The sequence below is a fragment of the Stenotrophomonas sp. 57 genome (assembly GCF_030291075.1).
GTDB lineage: Bacteria > Pseudomonadota > Gammaproteobacteria > Xanthomonadales > Xanthomonadaceae > Stenotrophomonas.
In genome coordinates this window covers 3,623,718-3,650,049 of record NZ_CP127407.1, presented here as the reverse complement: position 1 = coordinate 3,650,049, position 26,332 = coordinate 3,623,718, and the positions used below count along the sequence as shown (strand labels likewise).

Genomic DNA, 26,332 nt, shown 5'->3' with positions numbered 1-26,332 from the left:
GGAGGCTGCGTGGTTACGCAGCCTGTCCTTGCAACCAGACCATCTTGGCGCGCAGCTCCTTGCCCACCTTCTCGATCGGGTGCTCCAGGTCGGCCTGCTTGTACTTCTTGTAGTTCGGCAGGCCCGCTTCGTACTCGGCCACCCAGTTCTTGGTGAAGGTGCCGTCCTGGATGTCCTTCAGGACTTCCTTCATGCGCTCCTTGGTGCTGGCGTCGATCACGCGCGGGCCGCTGACGTAGTCGCCGTACTGGGCGGTCTCGGAGACGAATTCCAGCATGCGCGAGATGCCGCCTTCGTAGAACAGGTCCACGATCAGCTTCAGTTCGTGCAGCACTTCGTAGTAGGCGATCTCTGGCTGGTAACCGGCTTCGACCAGGGTCTCGAAACCGGCCTGCACCAGCGCCGAGGCACCGCCGCACAGCACGGCCTGCTCGCCGAACAGATCGGTCTCGGTCTCTTCCTTGAAGGTGGTCTGGATCAGGTTGGCGCGGGCACCGCCGAGGCCACCGGCATAGGCCAGGGCGTAGTCAGCGGCCTTGCCGCTCTTGTCCTGGTAGACCGCCCAGATGCACGGCACGCCGCGGCCGATTTCATACTCGCGGCGCACCAGCGCGCCAGGGCCCTTCGGTGCAACCAGCACCACGTCGAGGTCGTCGCGCGGCTTGATCATGTCGAAATGAACGTTCAGGCCGTGCGCGAACAACAGCACCGCACCCTGCTTCATGTTCGGCGCCAGCACGTCGTCGTACAGCTTCTTCTGCACCATGTCCGGGGTCAGCACGGCGACCAGGTCGGCATCCTTCACTGCATCGGCAGGGGCCTTGACGGTGAAGCCATCGGCCTGCGCCTTGACCTCGGTGGGGCCGCCCGGGCGCAGGCCTACCACCACGTCGAAACCGGATTCGCGCAGGTTCAGTGCGTGGGCGCGGCCCTGGCTGCCGTAGCCGATGACGGCGATCTTGGTCTGGGGCAGGTCGTTGGTGCTCATGGGGGAGGTTCCTTGCGGTGGGAAGAAAAAAGAACGGCCGGTCGTCGAGGTGACGTGCCGGCCGGTCAGGGGAAAGCGGTGGGGGAGGCGCCATGCATCGCACACGGACACCCGCCACGGGGTGCCGTGGTGGTGTGGGTCCGGGTTTTGAAGGTGGCGGTGTGCATGGTGGTTGCGTCTGAAACCAGGTCCTGAAATGAAAAAACCCGCACCGGGGCGGGTGCGGGTTTTGATGAGTTCCGGTGTATTTGTTGCTTACACGCTGGCTCGTCCCGCACCTGTTGGCTGGGTAATAAGTACGAGCACAAGAATCGAACGCAGCGAGGCGGCGCCGGTGTCGGCGGCTTCGATGTGGGTTCGCGGTGGCGTGTTGTGATGCAACATGTGATCGAGAGAAACACAGCCATTTCGGCGGTGTCAACCCTGGCGACAGATTTTTTATCGGTTTCCGCTGCATCCAGCGCAATCGCTTGTGGCACAAGGATGGTTGCTGCTGAAAGTGTTTCGGTGAACCCGAATTCACTCTTTTCAGCGCGTTTTTTGCGCGGGAATGAGGGTATCTCTACCGGTTCGCTCGCCGGGCATGGCCCATGACCTCTGCCCGATACCGCGTGAAGTCCGCAGCGGCGAAGATCGGGGAACCACCCTTCCATCGGAACCCGACCGTGTCCCGACGCCTTGCCCGTTCCCTGCTCGCTGCCGCCGTGCTCGCTGCCGTGCCTGCACTGTCCTTCGCCGCCGACCGCATCACCGGCCACACCTTCGCCACCCGTTCGGAGGTGATCGCCCCGCACGCGATGGCCGCGACCTCGCAGCCGCTGGCCACCCAGATCGCGCTCGATGTGATGAAAGGCGGCGGTTCGGCAGTGGACGCGGCGATTGCCGCCAACGCCGCGCTCGGCCTGATGGAACCGACCGGCAACGGCATCGGCGGCGACCTGTTCGCCATCGTCTGGGATCCGAAGACACAGAAGCTCTACGGCTACAACGGCTCGGGCCGCTCGCCGAAGTCGCTCACCCTGGCCGAGTTCCAGCGCCGCGGCCTGAAGGACATCCCGGCCACCGGTCCGCTGCCGGTGTCGGTGCCGGGCGCGGTCGATGGCTGGTTCGCGCTGCACGAGCGTTTCGGCCGCAAGCCGATGGCCGACAACCTGGCGCCCGCCATCCGCTATGCCCGTGAAGGCCACCCGGTCGCCGAGGTGATTGCTTACTACTGGGACCGCTCGGTGCCGAAGCTCTCGCAGTACCCGGGCTTCAAGGAGCAGTTCACGATCAACGGCCACGCCCCGCGCAAGGGCGAGATGTGGAAGAACCCGAACCTGGCCAGCACCCTGCAGAAGATTGCAGATGGCGGCCGCGATGCGTTCTACAAGGGCGAGATCGCCCACACCATCGGCGATTACTTCAAGGCCAACGGCGGCTACCTGAGCTACCAGGACATGGCCGACCACCTCGGCGAGTGGGTCGAACCGGTCAGCAGCAACTACCGTGGCTACGATGTGTGGGAACTGCCGCCGAACAGCCAGGGCATCGCCGCGCTGCAGATCCTCAACGTACTGGAAGGGTACGACTTCTCGAAGATTCCATTCGGCTCACCCGAACATGTGCACCTGTTCGTCGAAGCGAAGAAGCTGGCCTTCGCCGACCGTGCGCGTTTCTATGCTGACATGGCGTTCCAGCCGGCACCGGTGCAGAAACTGATTTCCAAGGAATACGCCGCGCAGCGCCGCGCGCTGATCTCGATGGACAAGGCGTTGAAGGAAGTACAGCCGGGTACGCCGAAGCAGCTGGAGGAGGGCGACACGATCTACATGACCGTGGCCGATGCCGACGGCATGATGGTCTCGCTGATCCAGTCCAACTACCGTGGCATGGGCAGTGGCATGGCACCGCCGGGACTGGGTTTCATCCTGCAGGACCGCGGCGAGATGTTCGTGCTGCAGAAGAACCATCCCAACGGCTACGCACCGGGCAAGCGCCCGTTCCAGACCATCATCCCGGCGTTCATCACCAAGGGCGGCAAGCCGTACGCCAGCTTCGGCGTGATGGGGGGGGCGATGCAGCCGCAGGGCCATGCGCAGATCGTGATGAACCTGGTGGACTTCGGGATGAACCTGCAGGAGGCCGGCGACGCACCGCGCATCCAGCATGAAGGTTCCACCGAGCCGACCGGGCAGGCGACGGCAATGACCGACGGTGGCGAAGTGAATCTGGAAACCGGCTTCCCGTATGAGACGGTGCGTGCGCTGATGCGCAAGGGGCATCGCATCGTGTTCGCCGATGGCCCGTATGGTGGGTACCAGGCGATCATGCGTGATCCGGAGACGGGCGTGTATTACGGCGCGTCGGAGAGTCGCAAGGATGGGCAGGCGGCGGGGTACTGAGTTTCCCGGCCATCGGGCTGAGCCCCCTCTGCGGTGGGGGGCGTAGAAGCTGGATCGCGTGATTGGGCCGGGCGGGTAGGCTGGGCGGGGGACGCCGTGAATCCGTCCATGGAGGCTTGGCAGCCGCTTGCTCGTGTGCGCTGTCCTGCGCACACGGCAAGACCGGGGTTGGGCGTCCTGCCCAACCCGCCCGAGGCATGCCTCGGGCCCATGCGGCTGACACCCCCGCCCAGCCCACCCGCCCGGCCCCTGACAATTTCATGCGGCCGCCACCGCAGGAACAGAAAGAAGAAGATCAAGAGCAAAGGCAACGGCAACAGCCGCGCGCTGTGAGTTGGGGTCGGATCCGTTTTCCGAAGGAAAACGGATCCGACCCCCCTCTTGTTTTCCGATACGCCACATCCACGCATGGCGTGGCGAACCAACCGTCACCGGAAAACTGTCGGAGGCGGGGAGGGGCAGATGGCGGGACCGTCCACGGCATGGATGCCGTGGCCGAGCCTACAGGGACGTACTTGCGGCGTGTCCCGCCATCTGCCCCTCCCCGCCAAGCCAAGTAGTAACCCAGAGCCGCTCTGGCTTTTGAACTTGCACTTGCCTGAAAAAGCGGTGCAGCCGCAGGCTGCAAAACACCCTCAATCCCGATCCTGCGCGCGCGCCGCCTCCGCCTGGGTCTCTTCCTGCGCCGCCATCTCGCGCGCGATCCACGCATCGATCATGTGCCGCTGGCGCTGCGCCTGCCGCCGCTCGCGCGTGTATTCCTGGTCCAGCACCCGGTGCAGCGACACCATCACCAGCACCATCAGCAACGCGAACGGCAATGCCGCGATCGTGATCATCCCCTGCAGCGCATCCAGTCCACCCGCCAGCAGCAGGGCGGCTGCGATCAGGGCCACCGCGATACCCCAGGCCAGCTTGCGCTTCAACGGTGGATCGCCGGCCTCGTCGGTGGACATGCTGGCCAGCACCAGTACCGCTGAATCGGCCGAGGTCACGAAGAAGATCATCAGCAGTACCAGCGCGATGCACGACAGCAACAGCGGCAGCGGCATGCTGTCGAACAGGGTGAACAGCACCGTCTCATAGCCATTGCCCAGCGCCTGCACCAGGTCGGCGTGGCCGAAGATCTGTGCCCACAGCGCGGTGCCGCCGAACACCGCGAACCAGAGGAAGCCCAGCAGCGTCGGGGCGAGCACTACGCCGATCACGAACTCGCGCACGCTGCGGCCACGCGAGATGCGCGCGATGAACGATCCCACGAACGGTGCCCACGAGATCCACCAGGCCCAGTAGAAGATCGTCCAGTCCGCCACCCACGTGCTGCCGGAGAACGGTGACATGCGCAGGCTCATCGTCACCAGCTGGTTGAGGTAGGAACCCAGCGTGGTAGTGAACGTATCGAAGATGAATCCGGTCGGCCCCAGCACCAGCAGGGTCGCCGCAAGCAGCGCGGCCAATGCCAGGTTGAAATTGGACAGCCATTTCACTCCGCGTTCCACGCCACTGGCGGTGGAGGCCATGTACAGCACGAAGGCAACGGCAATGATGATCATCTGCACTGCGACGGTGGCCTGCACGCTGAAGACGCGTTCGATACCGGCGGCAATCTGGATGGTGCCGAAGCCGAGCGTGGTGGCGACACCGATCGCGGTGGCAACCACCGCGGCAATATTGACCACGCGCCCGATCCAGCCGCGATGGTGGCGGCCGATGATCGGCTGCAGCATGTCACTGACCAGGCCGCGGCCATTGCGGTTGAACTGGAACCAGGCCATCGCCAGGCCGATCAGCGCATAGATCGCCCATGGGTGCAGGCCCCAGTGGAAGAACGCGTAGCGCATCGAGGCGCGCGCGGCGTCCATGCTTTGCGGTGCCAGTCCTTCCGGTGGCTTGCTGAAATGCGAGATCGGCTCGGCCGCGCCCCAGAACACCAGACCGATGCCCATGCCGGCGGCAAACAGCATCGACATCCAGCTGGCACGCGAGAATTCGGGCTCGGCATCTTCGCCACCGATGCGCAGGTTGCCGAAGCGGCCGAAGGCCAAGTACATCAGGAACACCAGGGCCAGGAACACCACCAGCAGGTACAGCCAGCCGACACTGCGGATGACCTCCGCCAGCATGGACTGCACCACGGTATTGAAGGGGCCGGGCGCGATGCCGGCCAGCAGCACCAGCAGCAGAACCAGTGCGATGGAAACGCGAAACACCATGAAGGAGCTTCTCCGATCAAGGGGATTGAGGGGAGCGAGCAGAGCTTGCAGCGAGGGGCCGGCGGCATGCAGCGCGAACCGGGCAGGGGCCGCGTCGGCGGCGAAGGAAGCATCGGTCGCGGCAGCGCTACGGACGTGCACCTTACTGAACGCGACGTCATGGTTCCGTTAACGAATGCGGTTTGGGGTCAGATCCGCTTTCTGCAGGAAAGCGGATCCGACCCCGTAGGCGGGCGGTCTATGCTCTAATGCGCAGCAAGAAGCGGGGGTACCGCGGCCATCCGGCCACGGTTGAGACAGTCCCTTGGAACCTGATCCGGCTCATACCGGCGTAGGGAAGCTTTGCAATGCAGCCGTGCCCGGACTCCGCCCAAGGACCGTCCGTGCGCGGGTGCCGTGCGCCGCCGCTTCGTCCCTGACCCTCCTGGACGATGCCCGATGAACGCTCAGCTCTCCGCCCTGCAGCAACAGGCCCAGCAACTCTCCGAATCCGTGACCCGGCCCATTCCCGGTTCGCGCAAGATCCATGTGCCCGGCTCGCGCCCGGACCTGCAGGTGCCGATGCGCGAGATCGCGCTGACCCGCACGCCCACGCTGTTCGGCGGCGAAGAGAATGCACCGGTCACCGTCTACGACACCTCGGGCCCGTACACCGATCCGCAGGCCCGCATCGATCTTTCCGCGGGCCTGCCGGCAGTGCGCCGTGCGTGGATCGAGGAACGCGGGGACACCGAACAGCTCGATGGCCTCAGCTCTTCGTTCGGGCGCGATCGCGAACACGACCCGAAGCTCGATGCCGTGCGCTTCCCCGCGCGTACCCTGCCGCGACGTGCGCGTGCCGGCGCCAACGTCACCCAGATGCACTATGCGCGGCGCGGCATCATCACCCCGGAAATGGAATTCGTCGCCATCCGCGAGAACCAGCGGCTGGACGCGATCCGCGATGCGGGCCTGCTGCAGCAGCATCCGGGTGAAGCGTTCGGCGCGTCGATCCAGAAGATCATCACGCCCGAGTTCGTGCGGGACGAGATCGCCCGCGGCCGTGCGGTGCTGCCGAACAACATCAACCATCCGGAAAGCGAGCCGATGATCATCGGCCGCAACTTCCTCACCAAGATCAACGCCAACATCGGCAACAGTGCGGTGTCCTCGGGCATTGCCGAGGAAGTGGAAAAGCTGGTGTGGGCGATCCGCTGGGGTGGTGACACGGTGATGGACCTGTCCACCGGCAAGCACATCCACGAAACGCGCGAGTGGATCATCCGCAACTCGCCGGTGGCGATCGGTACGGTGCCGATCTACCAGGCGCTGGAGAAGGTCGATGGCCGCGCCGAAGCGCTGACCTGGGAGATCTTCCGCGACACGCTGATCGAACAGGCCGAGCAGGGCGTGGACTACTTCACCATCCATGCCGGCGTGCTGCTGCGTTACGTGCCACTCACCGCCAAGCGGGTCACGGGCATCGTCAGCCGTGGCGGTTCGATCATGGCCAAGTGGTGCCTGGCGCACCACAAGGAGAACTTCCTCTACACGCATTTTGAAGAGATCTGCGAAATCATGAAGGCCTACGACGTGACCTTCTCGCTGGGAGATGGCCTGCGTCCGGGCTGCATTGCCGATGCCAACGACGCCGCGCAGTTCGGTGAGCTGGAAACGCTGGGTGAGCTGACGAAGATTGCCTGGACGCATGATGTGCAGACCATGATCGAAGGCCCTGGCCACGTGCCGATGCAGCTGATCAAGGAGAACATGGACAAGCAGCTGCGCGAGTGTGGCGAAGCGCCGTTCTACACGCTGGGGCCACTGACCACCGACATCGCGCCGGGCTACGACCACATCACCAGCGCGATCGGTGCGGCGATGATCGGTTGGTTTGGCACGGCCATGCTCTGCTACGTGACGCCGAAGGAGCACCTCGGCCTGCCCAATCGCCAGGATGTGCGCGATGGCATCATGGCCTACCGCATTGCCGCGCACGCGGCGGACCTGGCCAAAGGACACCCGGGCGCGCAGGTGCGCGACAACGCACTGAGCAAGGCGCGCTTCGAGTTCCGCTGGGAGGACCAGTTCCATCTTGGGCTGGATCCGGAGAAGGCCAAGGAATTCCACGACGAGACACTGCCGAAGGATGCGCACAAGCTGGCCCACTTCTGCTCGATGTGCGGCCCGCACTTCTGCTCGATGAAGATCACCCAGGATGTGCGTGACTACGCCGAGGCCGGCATGAAGGAGAAGTCCGCCGAATTCCGCGCCGCAGGTGCAGAGGTCTACCACCAGGGGTGATGCCGCGCAGGTAGCGCCGGGCACCGCCCGGTGGGCGCATCGGTCCCGGAAAGCCGCCGGGCGTGGCCCGGCGCTACCCGCTATGCTCCGGCCATCGCCCCGTGGAAAGGACACCATGCCCATTGCTCTGACCACCCGTTGGCTGGCGATCGCACGCCGCCATCCCTCGGCCTGGCTGCTGGGTGCGCAACTGCTGGCGGTGCTGTTGTACCCGGCGCTCGACGACACTGCCGCTGGCCGTGCAGCGCTGGGCATGTTCGGCATGGCGGTACTGGGCCTGGCGCTGTGGGTGGTCCAGCGCAGCCCGCTGGGCACTTGGCTGGCACTGCTGCTGGCCATTCCCTCGGTGGTGTTCTCACTGGCCGGTGCGCTGCTGGACCGCAGCGGGCTGCTGACCACCGCCCAGCTGCTGGAGAGCCTGCTGTACTTCTATACGGCGGGCGCGTTGATCGCCTACATGCTGCAGGACCATAAAGTCACCCGCGACGAACTGTTTGCCGCCGGGGCAACCTTCACCCTGCTGGCCTGGGCGTTCGCTTTCGCGTTCGCGGTGTGCCAGCAGTGGTATCCCGGCAGTTTCCACGGCGCCAGCGGCGGTGATCAGCGCAGCTGGATGGAGCTGCTTTATCTGAGCTTCAGCTTGCTGTCCGGGGTAGGGTTGAGCGACGTGGTGCCTCTCCATCCGCAGGCACGTGCTCTGGTCATGCTGGAGCAGTTCGCAGGCGTCATGTACATCGGCCTTGTCGTGTCGCGACTGGTCGGTTTGACCATGCTTCGGCGAATGTGAAAATGAACGCCAGATAAAAATTTCGCGCCCAAAGGGGCGCGAATAGTGATGCAGATTATGTGAATGCGTCGGCGAGAGAGAGCCTGAGTGTCGACCCCGTCATAGGCGGGGTAACCGGCTTAGGCTAATATCCGCGGGCGTTATTGTTTTTGCGGTATGCGCCGATGCTTTGTGCGGAATCTGGCTTTTTGTTGTCCCCGCAGGGGGGCGGTATTGCTGGTCAAACCTGCCCAGGCCCGTCCCTACTGTATATCGGAAAATGAACAGCAGCGAAATCCAGCCGCCCGACGCTGACCGTATCCAGGTTGGCGAATGCGTCGTCACTTTGTCCTCGCGAGAGGTCGAAGTTGCAGGTGCGCGTCGTCCGCGCCGGCTTACGCCGAAAGCGCTGGGTGTGCTGCGCGTTCTGCTGCGACAGCCGGGCCGCGTGGTCACCCGCGAAGAGCTCTTTGCCGAAGTGTGGCCTGACACGCTGCCGACCAACGACGTGCTGACCCAGGCCGTCACGCAGCTGCGCAAGGCGTTCGCCAACGACGACGACAACGGCCAGGCCTACATCGAGACCATCGCCAAGAGCGGTTATCGGCTGCTGGTGCCGGTACAGGCGCTGGATGCGCCCGAGGCTGCGGTGGACAGCGGTGAGCTGTCCGATCTTCCGCTGTCGCCCGCAGACGCCGGCGGCAGGGCGCAGGTCAATGCTGCGTTGCCGGCGCCGGTGCCGGGGCTTCGCCGGACGTGGCGACAGGTCCGGCGCCAGGTGCTGTTGGCAATCGGCGCGTTGATGCTTGTTACGGTGATCGTGCTGACGATGCTGTTGCTGCGGCGGGCTCCGGAAGTCAGTTCACCGGTCGATGCGGCCGTGGAGAACGGCGTTCGCGTGATCGGCAGCCCGCAGCGGCCTTACCGGCTGATCACCGCGACCAGTGGTTTTGAGACGTATCCAACGCTTTCGCCCGACGGCTCCCAGGTCGCCTACGAAGGTGCCAACGAGGACGGGGAGGGCGGCGGCGCGATCAAGGTGCAGACCTCGGGCAATGCGCCCGCGCGCCAGTTGCTGGCGCCTCCGGCCGGTGCCAACGACCGCTTCCCGAGCTGGTCGCCGGATGGGCGCGAGATCGCGTTTGCGCGGTTCAGCGCGGGTGGCGGCTGCCAGGTGCTGATCGCCAGTGCCACCGGCGGTGCCCTGCGCCAGGCAACCCGCTGCGACGGCACCGAGCTGCTCAGTTTCGACTGGACCCCGGATGGCCGCGGGCTGGTGTTCGGCAGCATGGTCGGACGCTACGCGCATCGCGGCATCCGCGTGCTGGACCTGGCCAGTGGCCAATGGCGTGAACTGGACTACCGCGTTGGTGCCGATGATTTCGACTATGCGCCGCGCTACTCGCCTGACGGCAAGTGGCTGGTGTTCGTGCGCAATCCACAGATGGGTGATCTGTGGCGGATGCCCGCTGGTGGCGGAACCCCCGAGCAGCTGACCAATGAAGCGGCGGAGCAGCGGGGCTGGGCCTGGCTGGGAGATGGACGCACCATCGTGTTCGGCCGTCGCGTGGACAGCGAAGTACGCCTGTATTACCTCGATGTCGAGCGCCGCACGCTGCGCGACGCCGGCCTGGATGATGCGCAGTGGCCCGCGGTATCCCGGCATGGCGATGTGCTGGCGTTTGTCCACCGGCGCGCGCAGTTCGGCGTGTTCAAGGTTCCCATCGAGGGAGGACCTGCAGAACGACTGTTTGCGTCCAGTGGCCGTGATGGTCAGCCGATGGCCGCGCCCGATGGACGCCAGCTGGTCTTCACCTCCGATCGTTCCGGCAGTTTTGCCTTGTGGTGGGCCGACATGCAGCGGCCGGATTCGCTGCGGCTGGTCGAAGGCCTGCGGCCGGAAGGCCGGCAGGCACCGGACTGGGCCGCCGACAGCCGGCACCTGCTGGTGGTTGGCCGCGATGACCACGGACGTACCGTGGTTTACGAGATCTCGCCGCGTGACGAGCGGCTGCAGCCGCTGCCGGTGCCCGCCGAACAACCGCTGCAGGCGCTGTACGGTGCCAGCGATGACCAGCTGCTGGTGGTCGAGCGCGATGCCGACCAGCGCACGCGCTTGAGCCTGTTTGATCGCACCTCTCAACCCTGGCGGCGGCTGGCCAGCATCGATGGCGTGTCGCAGGCACGCTTCGATCGCGCCGGCGGGCGGGTCCTGTTCACACGCCTCGCCGCGGGCGGGCTGTGGTCGGTCGATCCTGCACTGTCGCCGGGCAGTGTGCGACAGGTCACTGAAGACCTGCCGAGTCGCTGGCGCTATCGCACCTGGACCGTTGCCGGGAACGGTGGCATTGGTTACCTCGGCACGTCCACGCAATGCGGCACGACCCTGGTCCTGATCGAGGGCGGCACCGAAGTGCCGGAGCGCTGCCTCGATCCGCAGCGGCTCAGTGCAGGCAATGGACTCAGTGCCAGCGCCGACGGGCGCGATCTCTATGTGGCGCTGGCGGTCAGCGACGGCGCTGACATCGGCATCATGCCGTTGCCCGAGCAAGCCCCGGCACTGTTCCCGGCCTTCTCCAGGATATTGATTCTGAAGAAGAATTTCTCTTCGTAATTCTTTCGTGTGGTTCTCGCCGCGAATTCGTGGCGATCTCGGCAGTCTTTCCTGACGCAGTCCCGCCTGATTGGGCAAAACGGAGGCCTGTACTAGGCAAATCCGTGGTGCCCCCATGCGTCAACTCTCGCTGGCCGATCGCGGCCAAACCATCTCCCTCGACAAGGCCCTCGACGACGTCGCGCCGACCTGCCTTGGCGTTGCCCGGCTGGGCAGCCTGCAGACCGCAGGGACCCACTTCACCGTCTGGATGCAGGTGCGAGGCAGCTCCTGGGTGGAGGCCAAGGAAGGGCGTTTCCGGCTGCGCCAGGGGGAGTGGATCGCCTTCGAGAAGGAATCGCGGCCGCTGGTGCAGGCGGGTCGCAACGGACTCTGCGTGGGCCTGAACCTGAACGTCGAGGCGTTGCGGGTGCTGACCGAAATGGCCGACTGCGGCTTGTACGCGGGACGCGGTCGCCTGGGCCGCAGCGATGCACGGGTGGGCCTGCGGCTGTGGCGCGATGCACTGGCAAGCGGCCAGCCGGCGCATGTACTGCGACCGTTGCTGCTGTATCTGGCCAGCCTTCAGCGTGGCCTGGCGGACAACGTGCAGCGTTGCCCCGGGCGTTCGCGCAGCCGCAAGCGTCAGGTGTTCGGCCGCATGCAGCGCGCCCGCCTCTATCTGGAAGGCAACAGCCACCGCGTGGTGCGAATCGGCGAACTGGCCGAGCTGACCAACTTCTCCAGCTGGTATCTCTCCAAGACCTTCCAGAGCCTCTACGAGGAAAGTCCGCAGTCGCTTTCGGCACGTTTGCGCCTGGAACGGGCGGCCGACCTGCTGCGCGATACCGACATGATGGTCGGCGAAGTCGCCGCCGCCAGCGGTTTCGACAACTGCTGCAGCTTCGCCAGGGCCTTCCGCGCCCGTTACGGGCAGTCGGCGTCGCGATTCCGCGAGAACGGCGGCCTGCTGCCGCCACACTCTGCAAACTCTCCGGTTGGGTCGCGCAAATGCAGGGTCGCAACGCAATCGTAACGTGCTGGGGTGTTTTAACACGCTGCTAACACGTACCTTGGAGAGATAGATGAACGTTTGTAATCCCGCAGTGCGGCTCGGCCTGCTGCCTGCCGGCATCGCGCTGGCGCTGGCGCCGGCCTTTGCTTCCGCCCAGGAAGCAAAGGCGACGACCGACCTGGACCGCATTTCGGTCACCGGCTCGCGCATCCGCCAGGCGAGCATGGAAACCGCGCAGCCCGTGATCGCGCTGCAGCGTGCCGACATCGAGAAGCAGGGCTTCACCAGTGTCGGCGACATCGTGCAGAACCTGTCGGCCACTGGTTCGCCGGCCATCAGCCGCGCCGATGCCCTGAGCTCGGGCGAAGAAGTGGGCGGCCAGTACGTCGACCTGCGTGGCCTGGGCCCGGAGCGCACCCTGGTGCTGCTGGACGGCAAGCGCATGGGCGTCAGCACCGGCGGTTACACCGACCTGGCCTCCATCCCGACCTCGGTGGTCGAGCGCATTGAAGTGCTGACCGACGGCGCTTCGGCAATCTACGGTTCCGACGCCATCGCCGGCGTGATCAACATCATCACCCGCAAGAACTTCGACGGTCTGGAAGCCAGCGTCTACGGCGGCCAGTACAGCAAGGGCGACGGCGAAAAGCAGGTCTACAACTTCGTCTACGGCCAGACCGGTGACCGTGGTTCGATCACCTTCGGCGCCGAGTACAGCAAGGAAGATCCGGTCTGGGCGAAGGATCGTGCCTTCAGCCGCTACCCGAATGGCCCGTTCCACCCGAACCCGACGGATACGGATGCCAACGGCTGGTCGCCGGCATCCAACCATGGCGTGCTGATCGACAGCAACGACAACTGGTACACCCGCGCCAACAACGGCACGGGCAACACCATGGCCGATTTCCGCGAGTTCGGCCCGGCTGACTACACCAATGCCAGCCAGGAAATGTGGCTGCAGAACAAGCTGACCCGTCGTTCGGTGTTCGCCAATGGCAACTACGACCTGACCGACAACATCCGCGCCACCGCGAACGTGCTGTACACCAAGCGTACGGCCACCCAGCAGATTGCCGGCTACCCGTACCAGTCCGAGGTCTATGAGACCCCGCTGTCGGCCAACAGCATCTACAACCCGCTGGGCACGGACGCGAACTTCATCCGTCGTACCTCCGAAGTCCCGCGCCAGACCGAATCCGAGCAGGAGACCTTCCGCTTCTCGGCCGGCCTGGAAGGTTCGTTCGAGTTCGGCGACAAGTTCTGGGATTGGGACGTGGGCTACGTCTACAACCAGAACAAGGGCGTGAAGACCGGCACCGGCAACCTGTTCATTCCGAACGTGCAGAACGCGGTCGGCCCGTCCTTCATGGACGGCGACGTCGCCCGTTGCGGCACCCCGGGCCACGTCATCGCCGGCTGCACCCCGTGGAACCCGCTGGCACCGTACGGCTCGACCGGCAACGGCTCGCTGGCCGACCCGGCCCTGCAGGCCTACCTGTTCCTGCCGAGCCACGACACCTACACCAACACCACCAAGGCCTACAGCGCCAACATCGGTGGCTCGCTGTTCTCGCTGCCGGCCGGTGAGCTGGCCATTGCGGCCGGTTACGAGCACCGCGAAGAAAGCGGTGAGTACAACCCGGATGCGCTGCTGCAGTCGGGCCTGAGCACCGACCTGGCCGGCAAGCCGACCAAGGGCAGCTACAAGCTCGACGAGTTCTACGTCGAACTGAACGTGCCGGTGCTGGCCGACATGCCGTTCGCCAAGGAGCTGTCGCTCGACATGGCCGGCCGCTACTCGGACTACAATACCTTCGGCGATACCATCAACAGCAAGTTCGGCCTGAAGTGGAAGCCGATCGACGACCTGCTGGTGCGTGCGACCTACTCGACCGGCTTCCGCGCCCCGAGCATCGCCGACATGTACGGCGGCACCTCGCAGACCTTCGACGCCTACACCGATCCGTGTGACAGCAGCTTCGGCTCGGCCGCGCGCAACGCCTCGGTGGCGGCAGCCTGCCAGGCGCGCGGCGTTCCGGCCAACTTCCGCCAGATCACCTCCGGCGGTGCGCAGTCGACCGGCCCGGGCACCCAGTCCTACAGTGCTTTCGAGTCGGGCTCCAACCCGGAACTGAAGCCGGAAACCTCCAAGACCTGGACCGCCGGCCTGGTGTACAGCCCGAACTTCGTGCAGGGCCTGGACGTCAGCCTCGACTGGTGGAAGATCCGCATCAACAACGTGATCGCCGCCGAGTCGGTGACCTCGATCCTCAACCAGTGCTACGTGCTGGGCGTGGCATCGGCGTGTGAGCGTTTCGATCGCGGCACCGAAGGCCGTACCGTCAACCAGGTGGTCGACGTCACCCGTACGCTGATCAACGGTGGTTACCAGGAAACCGCAGGTTACGACCTGGGCGTCAAGTACCGTCTGCCGGAGTTCTCCTTCGGCAAGTTCGTCATCGACTGGAAGACCACCTACGTCGATTACCTCGAGTACAAGCGTGACAACGAAGCCGAAACCCCGGTCGAGCAGCACACCAGCTGGGCGACCGGCGATTGGGGTGCCAACTTCCGCGTCCGTTCGAACCTCAACGTCGACTGGACCTACGGCAACCTGGGCGTGAACTGGGGCGTGCGTTACTACTCGGGCATGAAGGAGCCGTGCTCCTACGATACCGAGTGCAACCTGCCTGACTTCAACTCGGCCTACACCCTGGCGCAGCCGACCCGCAAGGTGGGTTCGAACACCTTCCACGACGTGCAGGTGCGTTACAACCTGCCGTGGGAAGCCACTGTCTCGCTGGGCGCCAACAACGTGTTCAACCACGAAGGCCCGGTCATGTACAGCCAGCCGAACTCGAGCTTCTCCTACTACGGTGGCTTCGATATCGGTCGCTTCTACTACATGAAGTACACCCAGCGCTTCTGATTGTTCGAAGTGCGATAGCAGTACCGGGAGGGCGGACCGCAAGGTCCGCCCTCTTTTTTTTGTAAGGGAATTCCGAAATATCCTGGAAGGTGAGCGGAGTCACGTTCCTGTCGTGTCGCAATCAACACAGTTGCGAGGTCCACTTGCGGACACTTGCACATGGAGAGAGCGATGAAGAGCACGCTGTTGCACAAACTGTCTGCCGCTGCACTGATCTACGCAACATTGGTGGGGGCGGTGTTCGCCCAGACCGGTGGTGTCTGTGGGGGCGGGCTGTACTGCGAGGAACTGCGTCAGGAATGCCTGGCTGCAGGCAAGTCGAAGGTTCTGTGCGATCTGCAGTATCGCCACTGCGTGCAGGATGCCTGCGGCGCGCGCTGATGCAAAAAAGGCGCGCCCTTGGGCGCGCCTTCGAGGTTCTTCCTGCGTTGACGGTTCAGACCTCGCTGGGTACCCATCCCATCAACGCGTTGGCATGCTCGCGCCACTGCGGCAGCTTGTTGAGCACGCCCGCGCGCTGCAGGTAGTCCTCATCCACCGGGTCGCCATTGACCAGTGCCAGTGCCACGTGCACCGCGCCGGTCACCCAGAAGCTGCGGGTGTTGGCACGCTGCGGCTGCAGGTGGAACGCCACGGCCTCGATGATCGGCATCGGCAGGCCCCACAGGCCCAGCAGATAAGCGCCGGCTTCGGCGTGGCCGGGGCGCAGGTCGCCGTCCAGCGCCGGTTCGCTGCGCTCGTTGCGCACGCCCGGCAACAGCAGGCCGATGTCGGCCAGCAGCGCTGCCGTCGCGCCCAGTTCGGCACTCGATTCGGGCAGCAGGCGCGCAGCCAGGCGCGAGGCGAGCAGGGCACGCTGCTGCAGCGAGTTGCGTTCGGCGGCCGACAGCGTCGGTGCCGAGAACACTTCGCTGGCCAGGACCAGGTCGCGCAGCGTGGCCAATCCCAGCCGGGTCACTGCGGTGCGCAGGTCGGCGATGGTGCGGCCCTGGCTGAAGAACGCCGAGTTCGACAGCTGCAGCACCTTGGCGGCGATCGCCGGATCGGCGGCGACCAGCTTGGCGACATCGGCGCTGTCGGCATCGTCATCGTGCTCCAGCGCCTGGGTCAGGCTCAGGTACAGGTGCGGCGGCGACGGCAGTTTCTCGATGCGGCCGATGGCATCGCGCAGGCGCGGGCTGTCCAGCACTTCGCGCAGCTCTTCCAGGCTGGTCAGTGCTTCCAGCAGCACTTCCGGCGCCAGCGGCAACGGCAGGAAGCGGTGGGCAACGCCGATCAGGCGTGCCGGTGGCGGCCGGTTGCCATGCTGGGCGTCCACCAGCGCGATGCGGATGGTTTCCGGACGCAGGGTCCGGATCTGGCCGAGCAGCGTGGTGGCATTGAGGTCCGGCAGCTGCGGGCAGACGATCACCGCGTCCACGCCCTGGGTGGCCACCGCAGTCATCGCGGTGTGGCCGTCGGTGGCGGTCAGCGGCTGCCAGTCTTCCCCAAGATCGGCAATGAATTCGGTCAGCTCAGCCGGCAGGCTGGCTGCATCCCCTACAAGCAGAATACGCACGACACATTCCCCTGGCTGTCTCGACGGTGGATGTCGACGACGTGTGAAGTGACGCAATTTACCTAATACGACGGCAAGAGTGATGTGCCGTCATCATGAAACGTGACCCGCATCGCTCCGGCAGGGCATGCCGGAGCGATCCGGTTCAGGCTCAGGCCTTGCTGTCGAGATGGCGCTGGTGCGCCTCGATCAGGATCTGCTTGGCCTCAGCCGCGCCGCCCCAACCGTCCAGCTTGACCCACTTGCCCTTCTCCAGGTCCTTGTAGTGCTCGAAGAAGTGGCCGATGCGCTCCAGCCAGTGGCTCGAGACCTGGGCGATGTCTTCAACGTGGGCATAGCCACTGAAGATCTTCGAGACCGGCACGGCCAGGATCTTCTCGTCGCTGCCTGCCTCATCGCTCATCTTCAGCACGCCGACCGGACGGCAGCGCACGACCGAGCCCGGCACCAGCGGCAGCGGCAGCACCACCAGCACGTCGGCCGGGTCGCCGTCGCCGCACAGGGTGCTCGGCACGTAGCCGTAGTTGCAGGGGTAGCGCATCGGGGTGGACAGGATGCGGTCGACGAAGATCGCGCCGGTTTCCTTGTCCACTTCGTACTTCACCGGCTCCGAGTCCTTCGGGATCTCGATGATGACGTTGATTTCTTCCGGCGGGTTCTTGCCGGGCGAGACGAGTTCCAGACCCATGGTCGTGCTCCAGGTGGGGGATATAGACGGATAGCCCCCCATTTTATGCCTTTGCCGGGCGCTGTGCAGGGGAGGGGCTGACCGCAGGGCGAGGAAGGCGCCGACCTGGCGGGCCGGGGTTGACCGATGGGGCCGGGCGGCGCGCGCGCGCAGGCTGGATGCACCTACCCGAGGAGTTCCCGCATGAAGCCATCCGCCCTGTCACTCGGCCTGTTCTGCGCGCTGCTGATCGCGCCCGCCGCCCAGGCCTTCCCCTACGTTGACCTGATCGATTACCCGCGGCAGGAAGCCAACTGGGATCGCTTCTTTGCCCTGGAGGGCCGTCTGCAACACGGCTTCGACAGGATCTGCGGCGACACCTTCTGCGAGGGCGAGTACAGCGACATCCAGGCGCTGCGCCTGCGGTGTTCGGTGGATGCGGTGCGCGGCACGGTGCAGGAGTGCCTCTGGGCATTTGCCGCCAGTGATCTGGCCGTGTCGCGGCATGACGGTGCGATCGTGGCCCGGCAGCCGACCTGGCTGTGCCGGCTGCCACTGGTGCCTGGTACCCCGGTGGAGGACTTCCATGCGGCGCTGGCGGCCCGCAATCCGCTGCATGATCCGTTGCCTGGCACGTCGGAGAGCGTCTATGACGGGCTGACCGGCTGCATCCACTGATGCGAACGTGACTGATTCTCATTAACGGAGTAGCATGCGCGGCGCCTTCCGCCTGTCGTCCCGGTTCCGCGCATGTCCTCCAATGCCGCCTTCCTCACTGAACTGCTGATCCGCGAGCGCCCTGCGCTGCTGCGCCGGGTGCAGCGCATCCTCGGGGGCGACAACGGCGCCGAGGACGTGATCCAGGCCGTGTGGTTCAAGGCCCGCGGGGTTGACGACAGCCAGACCATCGACAACCCGCGCGCCTATCTGTACCGGCTGGCTGCGAATCTGGCGACCGACCATGGCAGAGAATCGACCCGGCGCAACCGCCTGCTGGCCGACCACTACCTGTGGGGGCCGGACGAGGTGATCTCGACCGAGGAACAGGCGATGGCCCAGGACGAGTTGCAGCGGGTGCTCGACGCGGCGGGACACCTGCCGGAGCCGACCCGCACCATCTTCCGGCTCAACCGCCTGCAGGGCCTGACCCAGGCCGAGATCGCGCGCCGCCTGGGCGTGTCGGTGACCACGGTCGAGAACCATGTGCGCGCTGCCCTGCAGCGCCTGGCCTGGGCGCGCAGCGGCCGATGATCGCCCCGGCTTGGGGCTGGCCCGCGCTGAAACGTCTTGATCACTGGACCGTGGATGCGGTCTAGTTTCCCCGCCCGCGCTTGAACGCGCCTGTCTGCCAGCCGATGAGCCCGCCGAACATGCTGCCCGCTGCCAATGACGATGCCCTGGCCGAACAGGCCCGGGGCTGGATCGCGTGGCTGGCCGCAGGCGATATCAGCGATGTGCGCATGGATGAGTTCGAATGCTGGCTGCAGCAGCCGGGGCACCGTCGCGCCTTCGAGCACGAGCGTGCGCTGTGGCGCAGCGTCGGGCCGCGGCCGCAGGCCGGGCGCGTCGAACGCCGGCCCCCGAAGCGGCTGCGATGGGCGATGGCTGCGGCGGCAGCGCTGGCGATGCTGGTGGCATGGCCGGAAGCCTGGTTGCGCCTGCAGGCCGATCACCGAAGTACGCATGCCGTGCAGCACGTACAGCTGCCCGATGGCAGCCGGGCGGTGCTGGATGCGGACAGCGCGATCGCTGTGCGCTTCGACGCGCACGCACGCCAGATCGAGCTGCTGCGCGGGCGCGCCTGGTTCGAGGTCAGCCCGGATGCGCAGCGGCGTTTCAGCGTGCGTGCGGGCGATGGCGTGGTCGAGGACATCTCGACCGCGTTCTCCGTCGCACGCGACAGCGACCAGGTGGAAACCCAGGTCGGACAGGGCAGGGTGCGCGTGGCCAGTCCGGCTGACGGTGGCTGGACGTATCTGCAGGCGGGCCAGCGTGCGATCTATGGCGAACACAGTGGCGTGACGCGCCTGCAGGACGTGGCTGCCGACAGTGTCGGCGCGTGGCGGCAGGGCGAGCTGCTGCTGGAGCAGGCCAGTGTCGCCGACGCCGTGCAGTGGGTCGGGCGTTACCGCGCCGGCCCGACCTTCGTGCGCGGCGATCTGTCGCGACTACCCGCAGTGAGTGCCGCATTGCGCATTGATCGCCCGGAGCAGGCGCTGGACGCGCTGGCAGCGACGGCCGGTCTCCAGGTCACCCGCCTTCCATTCGGCGTCGCCATCGTGCAGTAGATCCACGCCACGCGCGGATGATCATGGCCGCTGTGCCGACCAACGGTCGGCATCCACCGCTACAACCGGGCGACCAACGGTTGGCAACTGCCGCGACTGCAGATTCATCTTGGGGTTGTCGCGTGCCCAACCGTCTTACCCCGCGAACGTACCCGCCGCCGCCACGTACGTCGCCGTGTCCACGCCCCCCGTGGATGACGCCGCGCCTGCGGCACCGATTACCTGACAGGTTCCCCATGTTCGACTCCCACCGCCCGGGCCGCGTGCTGCGCCCGTCCCGCCTGTGCATCGCCCTGCTGGCCGCCGGCCTGGCCAGCGCCGCACCATCCGTGCTGGCACAGAGCGCCACCGGCAACCACGCTGCCGTGCAGCGCTTCGACATTCCGGCGCAGCCGCTGGACGAAGCACTGCGCAGCTTCATGCGCCAGTCCGGCGTGCAGGTCGTGTATCCGGCCACCCTCGCCCAGGGAGTGACCTCGCGAGCAGTCAACGGCAGCCTGTCGGCCAACGAGGCGCTGCAGCAGCTGCTGCAGGGCAGCGGGTTGGCGATGCGCCGGATCAGCGCCGACGCAGTCACCCTGGAAGCGGCAACGCCGGTACAGGCCGACAGCGGTGTGATCGTCACCGATACGCTCAGCGTGGCCGGCGACCGTGTCGACGGCGGCGCAGGCAGCGACGAAGCGCGACTGCTCGACAGCTATCGCAGCGTGGGGTCCACCACGACGCTCAACCGCACGCAGCTGGAGCGCTTCCGTGGCACCTCCAATGGCGACATCGTCAAGGGCGTGGCCGGCGTCACCGCCGGCGACCCGCGCGTGGGCAATGGCTTCGACGTCAACATCCGCGGCATCCAGGGCCAGGGCCGCGTACCGGTCATCATCGACGGCGGCCAGTCCAGCATGGACACCTACCGTGGCTATGCCGGCCAGTCGCAGCGCACCTATCTCGACCCGGACCTGATCTCCAGCCTGACCATCACCAAGGGCCCGAGCCTGCAGGCCAATGCCTCCGGTGGCATCGGTGGCGTGGTCGAGATGGAGACGCTGAAGATCGGTGACGTACTGCGCGAAGGCCGCGACTTCGGCGTGCGCGTGCGTGGTGGCCTGGCCAATGCCAGTGCCAACAACCTGCCGGCCTACGGTGGCGCACCACGCAGCGACCGCAGCGCCACCGGCAGCCAGTTCTTCAACGTGGCCGGCGCCGGCCACTGGGACCGATTCGATCTGGTCGCCGCCTATGCCTACCGCGACAACGGCAACTACTTCTCCGGCAAGCACGGCTACGATGATTTCCCACAGACCCGTCGCACGCTGGCACCGCTGAATCCGCCGCGTACCGAAGTGTTCAACACCTCGTCGCGTTCGAAGTCGGCGCTGCTCAAGGGCACCTGGCGCATCGATGACGCGCAGACGCTGGAAGCCGGATACCGCCGCTACGAAGGCACCGCCGGCGAGATCATGGCGTCGCAGATCATCCGCGTCGACCGCGATCGCATTCCGCAGTGGGACCCGGGCCATGTCGACATGGACAGCTACACCCTGCGCTACCGCTTCAACCCGGACAGCGATCTGGTGGACCTGCGTGTCAACGCTGCCTACACCGATACCGACAGCGTGATGTACAACAGCCTGACCGGTATCACCCCGTGGTACTTCGACCGCCGCACCGAGTGGTATGACGCCCCCAGCTTCAGCGGCGACCCCGGCTACAAGGATGCCTACCGCAACCCGCTGCGGCAGAAGCGACTGGATCTGGATGCCAGCAACACGTCGACGTTCGTCACCCGTGCCGGTGTGTTCACGCTGGACTACGGACTGTCCTACAGCGATGAAGACATCGCGCCGGGCAGCTCCGGCCCGGTCATGCACGATGACCTGGTCAACAACCGCTTCCTGCGCAACGCTGAGCGCAAGGAATACAGCGCCGTGGCGTCGCTGAAGTGGCAGCCCGACGAACACTGGGAGCTGCTGGCCGGTGGCCGCTGGAACCGGGTGGATGTGCATGACCGCAACCGACTGGCGACGCCGGATGCCTATGAGGTGCAGGGCCAGTACCGCTACACCGAACTGCTCAACGGCAACCCGGCGCTGCCGTCGTGGCGTGCCAAGCGCATCGCGCTGCTGAACTGGTACCCGGACGCCAACGGCAACTTCACCCAGGAATCGCTGCTGGCCTCGCCGTACAAGAAGGGCACGGTCGGTGACATCACCGGTTGGAACTTCTACGACGCCGGCAAGCCGCAGGACCTTGAAGTGCCGGTCAGCTGGACCTGGTCGCAGCCGATCCGCCGCCGCGACACCGCGTTCTCGCCGACCGCCAGCGTCGCCTACCGCTTCAGCGAAGACACCATGGTCTACGTGAAGTACGCCGAAGGCACCAAGCTGCCGAGCCTGTTCGAGACCACGCTGGGCCTGTTCACTGCCGCCAAGCCGGTGGGCGAACTGAAGCCAGAGCGTGCGCGCAGCTGGGAGATCGGTGCCAGCACCCTCCGCTACGACCTGTTCACCGCTGGCGATCGCCTGGCGCTGAAGCTGGCCTACTTCGATACCCGCATCGATGACCTGATCACCCGCGACTACCGCACGCTGTCGGCGGGCCTGATCCGCAATGTCGACCAGTTCAAGGTCTCGGGCATGGAGTTCCAGTCCAGCTATGACAGCGGCAAGCTGTTCGCCGATCTGTCCGCGCACTACTACTTCAAGGCCAAGACCTGTGCGCCGGACATCGCCGCCGAGCGCCGCGCCTATGGCGTGCAGCGCAGGAATGCGGAGCTGGCCGGCACGCCGGACTGCGTGGATGGCGGCTTCGAGGGCTCGTACACCAACACCCAGAACCCGCCGCGCTACATGGTCAACCTGACCCTGGGCTCGCGCCTGTTCGACGAGCGCCTGACCTTCGGCACCCGCGTGATCCACAATGCCGGCCCGATCAGCATGCTGGACAAGGAGTGGAACGTCGGCCTGTCGGCGATCCAGCAGCTGTACCGTCCGACCACGCTGGTCGACCTGTTTGCCAGCTGGAACTTCAACGACCAGTGGTCGGTGGAAGCGGGCGTGGACAACCTGACCGACCGCTACTACCTGGACCCGCTCGCCCTGGGCGTGATGCCGGCCCCGGGCCGCACCGCGCGCCTGGCGTTGACCTGGAAGTACTGATCGACGGGTGATCTGCCAGCGGGGTCGGATCCCTTTCCTGCGGAAGGGGCTCTGACCCCATCGGGCCTGGCCATCCACGCATGGCGTGGAGCTACGGGGTAGCGCCGGGCCATGTCCGGCAAGCGCTTACAGCCCGGTCGCGGCCTTCACCGCGTCTTCGTGCAGCGATTCGTTCAGCTCATCGACCACGGTCGTCCATGCCGCATCGGCCTGCAGCGATTCGGACAGGAACTGGCGCTGGGCGTCGTTCCAGTACGGCGCCTCGACCACTTCCACATCGGTGGCCAGCTGGTGCTCGCGGATGAAGCGGGCGATGCCCTCGGCGCTGGCATCCAGGCCCAGCTGCAGGAACAGGTTGGTCATGCGCGGTTCGGTGGTGATCATCGTCGGTTCCTGCGGGAAGAAGGGATGCCTCATTATCGGCACAGACGCGCTTGGGGAAAGCCCCGCGGCGAACGTCTACAGCACGACCACCCCTTTGGCATCCCCCATGAACGCACACATTGCCCCTGATGACAGCCGCAGCCTGCGGCTCAAGGCTGCCACCCGCGACAGCCACGGCGCCCTGGACAAGCGCATCATGGCCGGCGACATCTTCGCCGACCGCAGCAACTTTGCCCGTTTCCTGCGCGTGCAGTACCGCTTCCACCGCAGCATCGACGCGCTGTACGCCAACCCTGCACTGGACGCACTGCTGCCCGATCTCGGCAAGCGCCGCCGCCTGCCCCAGGTCGCGCGCGACCTCCAGGATCTGGAGCAGACCCTGCCGGGGGCGGACATCGCCGCGCTGCCGTCGGATCTCGCGTTGCCGGTCGCGCTGGGCTGGCTGTACGTGGCCGAAGGCTCCAACCTGGGCGGTACCATCCTGTACAAGATGGCGGCCAAGCTCGGCCTGGACCGTGACTTCGGTGCCCGCCACCTGGCCGCGCATCCGGATGGCGCCGCCCGACACTGGCGCGAGTTCACCGCCGCGCTGGACGCGGTGCCGCTGAGCGCCGAGCAGGAACAGCAGGTCATCGACGCCGCCGATGCCGCGTTCCGCAGCGTGCACGGCCACGTTGAAGTGGAATTCGCCTGATGAACGCCCGCCACCCGCCGGTGCAGTGCTGATGCGCTGGCTCTGGTTCGCGCTGGGCTGGGTGATGGTTGGCCTCGGGGTGATCGGTGCGTTGCTGCCGGTGATGCCGACCACCATCTTCCTGATCCTGGCCGTGGGCTGCTTCGCGCGCAGCTCGCCGAAGTTCGAGCAGCGCCTGCTGGCACATCCGCGCTATGGCCCATCGCTGCGGCTGTGGCGCGAGCAGGGCGCCGTTTCGCGCAAGGGCAAGGCCTTTGCCAGCGTCGGCATGGCGGTCGGCTTCGCGATGTTCTGCTGGGGCGCGCAGCCGTCCTGGCGCCTGCTGCTGGGGGTGGGCCTACTCTTCGCGGTCAGCGCCGGCTATGTGCTCAGTCGACCCGCACCACGCATTGAACCCACGCCGCTGGTGGAAGTGGACGACGCCAGCGATCCGCGCGCGGCCCGCCGCCGTGCCGCATCCCCCCATACCGATGGAACCCGAGACGATGCTGCCTGCTGACCTGGCCCCTGTGGCCGCCCCTGCACTGACCCCGTGGGGCATGTACCTGGCCGCCGACGTGGTGGTGAAGGCGGTGATGATCGCGCTGGCGTTGGCGTCGCTGGCCACCTGGACCGTGCTGCTGGCCAAGGGCTGGGAACTGGCCCGGCAGGCACGGCAGCTGCGTGCGGCGCGCGTGCTGTTGCTGCAGTCCGCACAGCTGCCGGCGCAGAGCGAAGCGGCAAGCCTGCAGCAGGGCACCGCGCGGGCGATGCTGGATGCCGCGCGTACCGAACTGCGCCTGTCGCAGGCGCTGGACGGCCGCGAAGGCATCAAGGAACGCGTGGCCTCCCGCCTGGACCGCATCGAACTGGAAACCGCGCGCGTGCAGCGACGTGGTATCGGCGTGCTCGCCAGCATTGGCGCGGTGGCGCCGTTTGTCGGCCTGTTCGGCACGGTGTGGGGCATCATGAACAGCTTCATCGGCATCGCCCACAGCAACACCACCAACCTGGCGGTGGTCGCACCCGGCATCGCCGAGGCACTGCTGGCCACCGCGCTCGGCCTGGTCGCCGCGATCCCGGCGGTACTGGTCTACAACCACTTCAGTCGCGTGCTGGCCGGTCTGCGTGGCCTGCTCGGCGATCTGTCGGCGGCCGTGCAGCAGCTGGTCTCGCGCGATCTCGACCACGCCGTTCCACGCGCTGCCGCGGCGTCGCTGCGTGCGGTGCACTGAGAGGCGGCGATGGCCATCAGGACCGCGTCCGACCGCGACGACACGCCGGAAGAATCGCACGAGATCAACGTCACGCCCTTCATCGATGTGATGCTGGTGCTGTTGATCATCTTCATGGTGGCGGCACCGCTGGCCACCGTGTCGGTACCGGTGCAGCTGCCGGCCAGCAGTGCCAGTGCCACGCCGCCGGAACAGGCTCCGGTGTATGTGACCGTGCAGGCCGATCTGTCGCTGCGCGTCGGCGAGCAGGCAGTGGCACGCGACGGGCTGGCCGCTGCGCTGCAGGCAGCCACCCACGGTGACACCTCGCAACGCCTGTTCCTGCGTGCCGATACCCGCGTGCCTTACGGTGAACTGATGGCAACGCTGGATGCGCTGCGTGCTGCGGGCTACCTGAAGGTGGCACTGGTTGGACTGGAGCAGGGCGCGCGATGAGCGGACTGCGGCGCTGGGCGACCAGCCTGGCGATCGTGCTGCTGGTGCATGCGCTGCTGGTCGGCGTGGCCTGTTGGTGGGCGGCGCGCGCACCGGCGGTGGCCGCCGCAGCGCCGCCCGCTGCATTGATGCTGGAGCTGGCACCGATGGAACAGGCGCCTCCGGTACCGCCGCGCGAGGTGGCAACCGGGCCCCTGCAGCAGCAACAGCAGCGGCAGGCGCCGAAGCCGGCCGTGCAGGAGCAACCCAAGGCACCGGTGCAACCTCAGGGTGATCTGCCGCCGCCGCGTGCGCCTGAGCCGACGCCCTCGCCGGATCCCGCCGACGCCAATGTCGCGCAGACCCACGCACCGCCACAGGTCGCTGCCGATGCGGCCACGCGCTATACCGCGCCGCAGACCACGGCCGGCGAGCGCAGCCGTGCCGAGGCCACCTGGGAAGGGCGCCTGCTGGGGCACCTGCAGAAGCACCGGCGCTATCCGCGCCAGGCCGAGCGGCTGCGCCAGCAGGGGGTGGTGTACGTGCGCTTCGCCGTCGCCCGCGATGGTGCCGTCTCCGCACTGGCGCTGGGCCGCAGCAGTGGCTTCGCGCTGCTCGATCAGGAGACGCTGGATACGGTGCAGCGCGCCAGCCCCGTACCGGCGCCGCCGGCCGAAGTGGCCGGCGACCCGGTGCAAGTGATGGTGCCGGTGTCCTTCTTCCTGCGCGGGCGTTGACCTTGTAGAGCCGAGCCGATGCGCGGCTGTTCTCCGATCCCGCGAAGCCC

At 66.3% G+C, this 26,332-nt stretch carries 21 protein-coding genes and 1 riboswitch; of the genes, 16 read left to right on the top strand and 5 right to left on the bottom strand.

Annotated elements, in window-relative coordinates:
* Nucleotides 1–13: 13 nt before the first annotated feature.
* Nucleotides 14–988 carry a ketol-acid reductoisomerase gene (ilvC, locus tag QP512_RS16780; protein WP_286069788.1) on the bottom strand — a complete coding sequence of 325 codons (975 nt, stop codon included), beginning with the start codon at nucleotides 986–988 and terminating at the stop codon, nucleotides 14–16.
* Nucleotides 989–1,653: 665 nt separating this feature from the next.
* Between ilvC and ggt the strand changes: the two genes are divergently transcribed.
* Nucleotides 1,654–3,372 (top strand): gamma-glutamyltransferase, encoded by a 1,719-nt coding sequence (ggt, locus tag QP512_RS16775; protein WP_286069787.1) that lies wholly within the window; start codon nucleotides 1,654–1,656, stop codon nucleotides 3,370–3,372.
* A gap of 635 nt (nucleotides 3,373–4,007) precedes the next feature.
* Here ggt and QP512_RS16770 read toward each other — a convergent pair.
* The gene (locus tag QP512_RS16770; RefSeq protein ID WP_286069786.1) at nucleotides 4,008–5,585 is read right to left on the bottom strand and encodes a BCCT family transporter; all 1,578 of its coding nucleotides are present in this window, start codon (nucleotides 5,583–5,585) and stop codon (nucleotides 4,008–4,010) included.
* 254 nt (nucleotides 5,586–5,839) lie between these two features.
* A riboswitch (TPP riboswitch) is annotated at nucleotides 5,840–5,941 on the top strand.
* 82 nt (nucleotides 5,942–6,023) lie between these two features.
* Between QP512_RS16770 and thiC the strand changes: the two genes are divergently transcribed.
* The 6 genes from thiC (at nucleotide 6,024) to QP512_RS16740 (ending at nucleotide 15,552) form a co-directional block, all read left to right on the top strand.
* Nucleotides 6,024–7,868, top strand: coding sequence for a phosphomethylpyrimidine synthase ThiC (thiC, locus tag QP512_RS16765; protein ID WP_286069785.1), 1,845 nt, complete (start codon nucleotides 6,024–6,026; stop codon nucleotides 7,866–7,868).
* A 115-nt stretch (nucleotides 7,869–7,983) separates the two neighbouring features.
* Nucleotides 7,984–8,655 carry an ion channel gene (locus QP512_RS16760; RefSeq protein WP_286069783.1) on the top strand — a complete coding sequence of 224 codons (672 nt, stop codon included), beginning with the start codon at nucleotides 7,984–7,986 and terminating at the stop codon, nucleotides 8,653–8,655.
* A gap of 259 nt (nucleotides 8,656–8,914) precedes the next feature.
* Nucleotides 8,915–11,248 (top strand): winged helix-turn-helix domain-containing protein, encoded by a 2,334-nt coding sequence (locus tag QP512_RS16755; protein WP_286069782.1) that lies wholly within the window; start codon nucleotides 8,915–8,917, stop codon nucleotides 11,246–11,248.
* Between the two features lie 115 nt (nucleotides 11,249–11,363).
* On the top strand, nucleotides 11,364–12,263 hold the full coding sequence (locus QP512_RS16750) for a helix-turn-helix transcriptional regulator (protein ID WP_286069780.1): 900 nt from the start codon (nucleotides 11,364–11,366) through the stop codon (nucleotides 12,261–12,263).
* A 49-nt stretch (nucleotides 12,264–12,312) separates the two neighbouring features.
* Nucleotides 12,313–15,171 carry a TonB-dependent receptor gene (locus QP512_RS16745; protein WP_286069779.1) on the top strand — a complete coding sequence of 953 codons (2,859 nt, stop codon included), beginning with the start codon at nucleotides 12,313–12,315 and terminating at the stop codon, nucleotides 15,169–15,171.
* 171 nt (nucleotides 15,172–15,342) lie between these two features.
* Nucleotides 15,343–15,552: a hypothetical protein gene (locus tag QP512_RS16740; protein WP_010483987.1), complete on the top strand. Its 210-nt coding sequence runs from the start codon at nucleotides 15,343–15,345 to the stop codon at nucleotides 15,550–15,552.
* A gap of 55 nt (nucleotides 15,553–15,607) precedes the next feature.
* Here QP512_RS16740 and QP512_RS16735 read toward each other — a convergent pair whose 3' ends face one another.
* The gene (locus tag QP512_RS16735) at nucleotides 15,608–16,729 is read right to left on the bottom strand and encodes an HDOD domain-containing protein (RefSeq protein WP_286069778.1); all 1,122 of its coding nucleotides are present in this window, start codon (nucleotides 16,727–16,729) and stop codon (nucleotides 15,608–15,610) included.
* 151 nt (nucleotides 16,730–16,880) lie between these two features.
* Nucleotides 16,881–17,417, bottom strand: coding sequence for an inorganic diphosphatase (ppa, locus tag QP512_RS16730; RefSeq protein ID WP_005410935.1), 537 nt, complete (start codon nucleotides 17,415–17,417; stop codon nucleotides 16,881–16,883).
* Between the two features lie 183 nt (nucleotides 17,418–17,600).
* Here ppa and QP512_RS16725 point away from each other — a divergent pair, with 183 nt between their 5' ends.
* The 4 genes from QP512_RS16725 to QP512_RS16710 all read left to right on the top strand — a co-directional run bounded on the left by QP512_RS16725 (nucleotide 17,601) and on the right by QP512_RS16710 (nucleotide 22,839).
* Nucleotides 17,601–18,074: a hypothetical protein gene (locus QP512_RS16725; protein WP_286069777.1), complete on the top strand. Its 474-nt coding sequence runs from the start codon at nucleotides 17,601–17,603 to the stop codon at nucleotides 18,072–18,074.
* A 72-nt stretch (nucleotides 18,075–18,146) separates the two neighbouring features.
* Nucleotides 18,147–18,647 carry an RNA polymerase sigma factor gene (locus QP512_RS16720; protein WP_286069775.1) on the top strand — a complete coding sequence of 167 codons (501 nt, stop codon included), beginning with the start codon at nucleotides 18,147–18,149 and terminating at the stop codon, nucleotides 18,645–18,647.
* Nucleotides 18,648–18,751: 104 nt separating this feature from the next.
* A complete protein-coding gene (locus QP512_RS16715; RefSeq protein WP_286069773.1) occupies nucleotides 18,752–19,684 on the top strand; it encodes a FecR domain-containing protein in 933 nt (310 codons plus the stop codon).
* Nucleotides 19,685–19,920: 236 nt separating this feature from the next.
* On the top strand, nucleotides 19,921–22,839 hold the full coding sequence (locus tag QP512_RS16710; RefSeq protein WP_286069772.1) for a TonB-dependent receptor: 2,919 nt from the start codon (nucleotides 19,921–19,923) through the stop codon (nucleotides 22,837–22,839).
* A 126-nt stretch (nucleotides 22,840–22,965) separates the two neighbouring features.
* Here the strand turns inward: QP512_RS16710 and QP512_RS16705 are convergent, their stop codons facing one another.
* On the bottom strand, nucleotides 22,966–23,223 hold the full coding sequence (locus tag QP512_RS16705; protein ID WP_006390068.1) for a DUF2789 domain-containing protein: 258 nt from the start codon (nucleotides 23,221–23,223) through the stop codon (nucleotides 22,966–22,968).
* A gap of 106 nt (nucleotides 23,224–23,329) precedes the next feature.
* Between QP512_RS16705 and QP512_RS16700 the strand changes: the two genes are divergently transcribed.
* Genes QP512_RS16700 through QP512_RS16680 form a run of 5 tightly spaced genes read left to right on the top strand, consistent with a single transcriptional unit; the run spans nucleotide 23,330 to nucleotide 26,282 of the window.
* Nucleotides 23,330–23,917 carry a biliverdin-producing heme oxygenase gene (locus tag QP512_RS16700; protein WP_286069771.1) on the top strand — a complete coding sequence of 196 codons (588 nt, stop codon included), beginning with the start codon at nucleotides 23,330–23,332 and terminating at the stop codon, nucleotides 23,915–23,917.
* A gap of 31 nt (nucleotides 23,918–23,948) precedes the next feature.
* Nucleotides 23,949–24,416 (top strand): YbaN family protein, encoded by a 468-nt coding sequence (locus QP512_RS16695; protein ID WP_286069770.1) that lies wholly within the window; start codon nucleotides 23,949–23,951, stop codon nucleotides 24,414–24,416.
* The gene (gene exbB, locus QP512_RS16690) at nucleotides 24,403–25,131 is read left to right on the top strand and encodes a tonB-system energizer ExbB (RefSeq protein ID WP_286069769.1); all 729 of its coding nucleotides are present in this window, start codon (nucleotides 24,403–24,405) and stop codon (nucleotides 25,129–25,131) included. The genes QP512_RS16695 and exbB overlap by 14 nt, the downstream gene beginning before the upstream one ends.
* 9 nt (nucleotides 25,132–25,140) lie before the next feature.
* Nucleotides 25,141–25,566 carry a TonB system transport protein ExbD gene (gene exbD, locus QP512_RS16685; protein WP_286069767.1) on the top strand — a complete coding sequence of 142 codons (426 nt, stop codon included), beginning with the start codon at nucleotides 25,141–25,143 and terminating at the stop codon, nucleotides 25,564–25,566.
* On the top strand, nucleotides 25,563–26,282 hold the full coding sequence (locus QP512_RS16680; protein WP_286069766.1) for an energy transducer TonB: 720 nt from the start codon (nucleotides 25,563–25,565) through the stop codon (nucleotides 26,280–26,282). Before exbD ends, QP512_RS16680 begins: the two co-directional genes overlap by 4 nt.
* The last annotated feature ends 50 nt before the right edge of the window (nucleotides 26,283–26,332 follow it).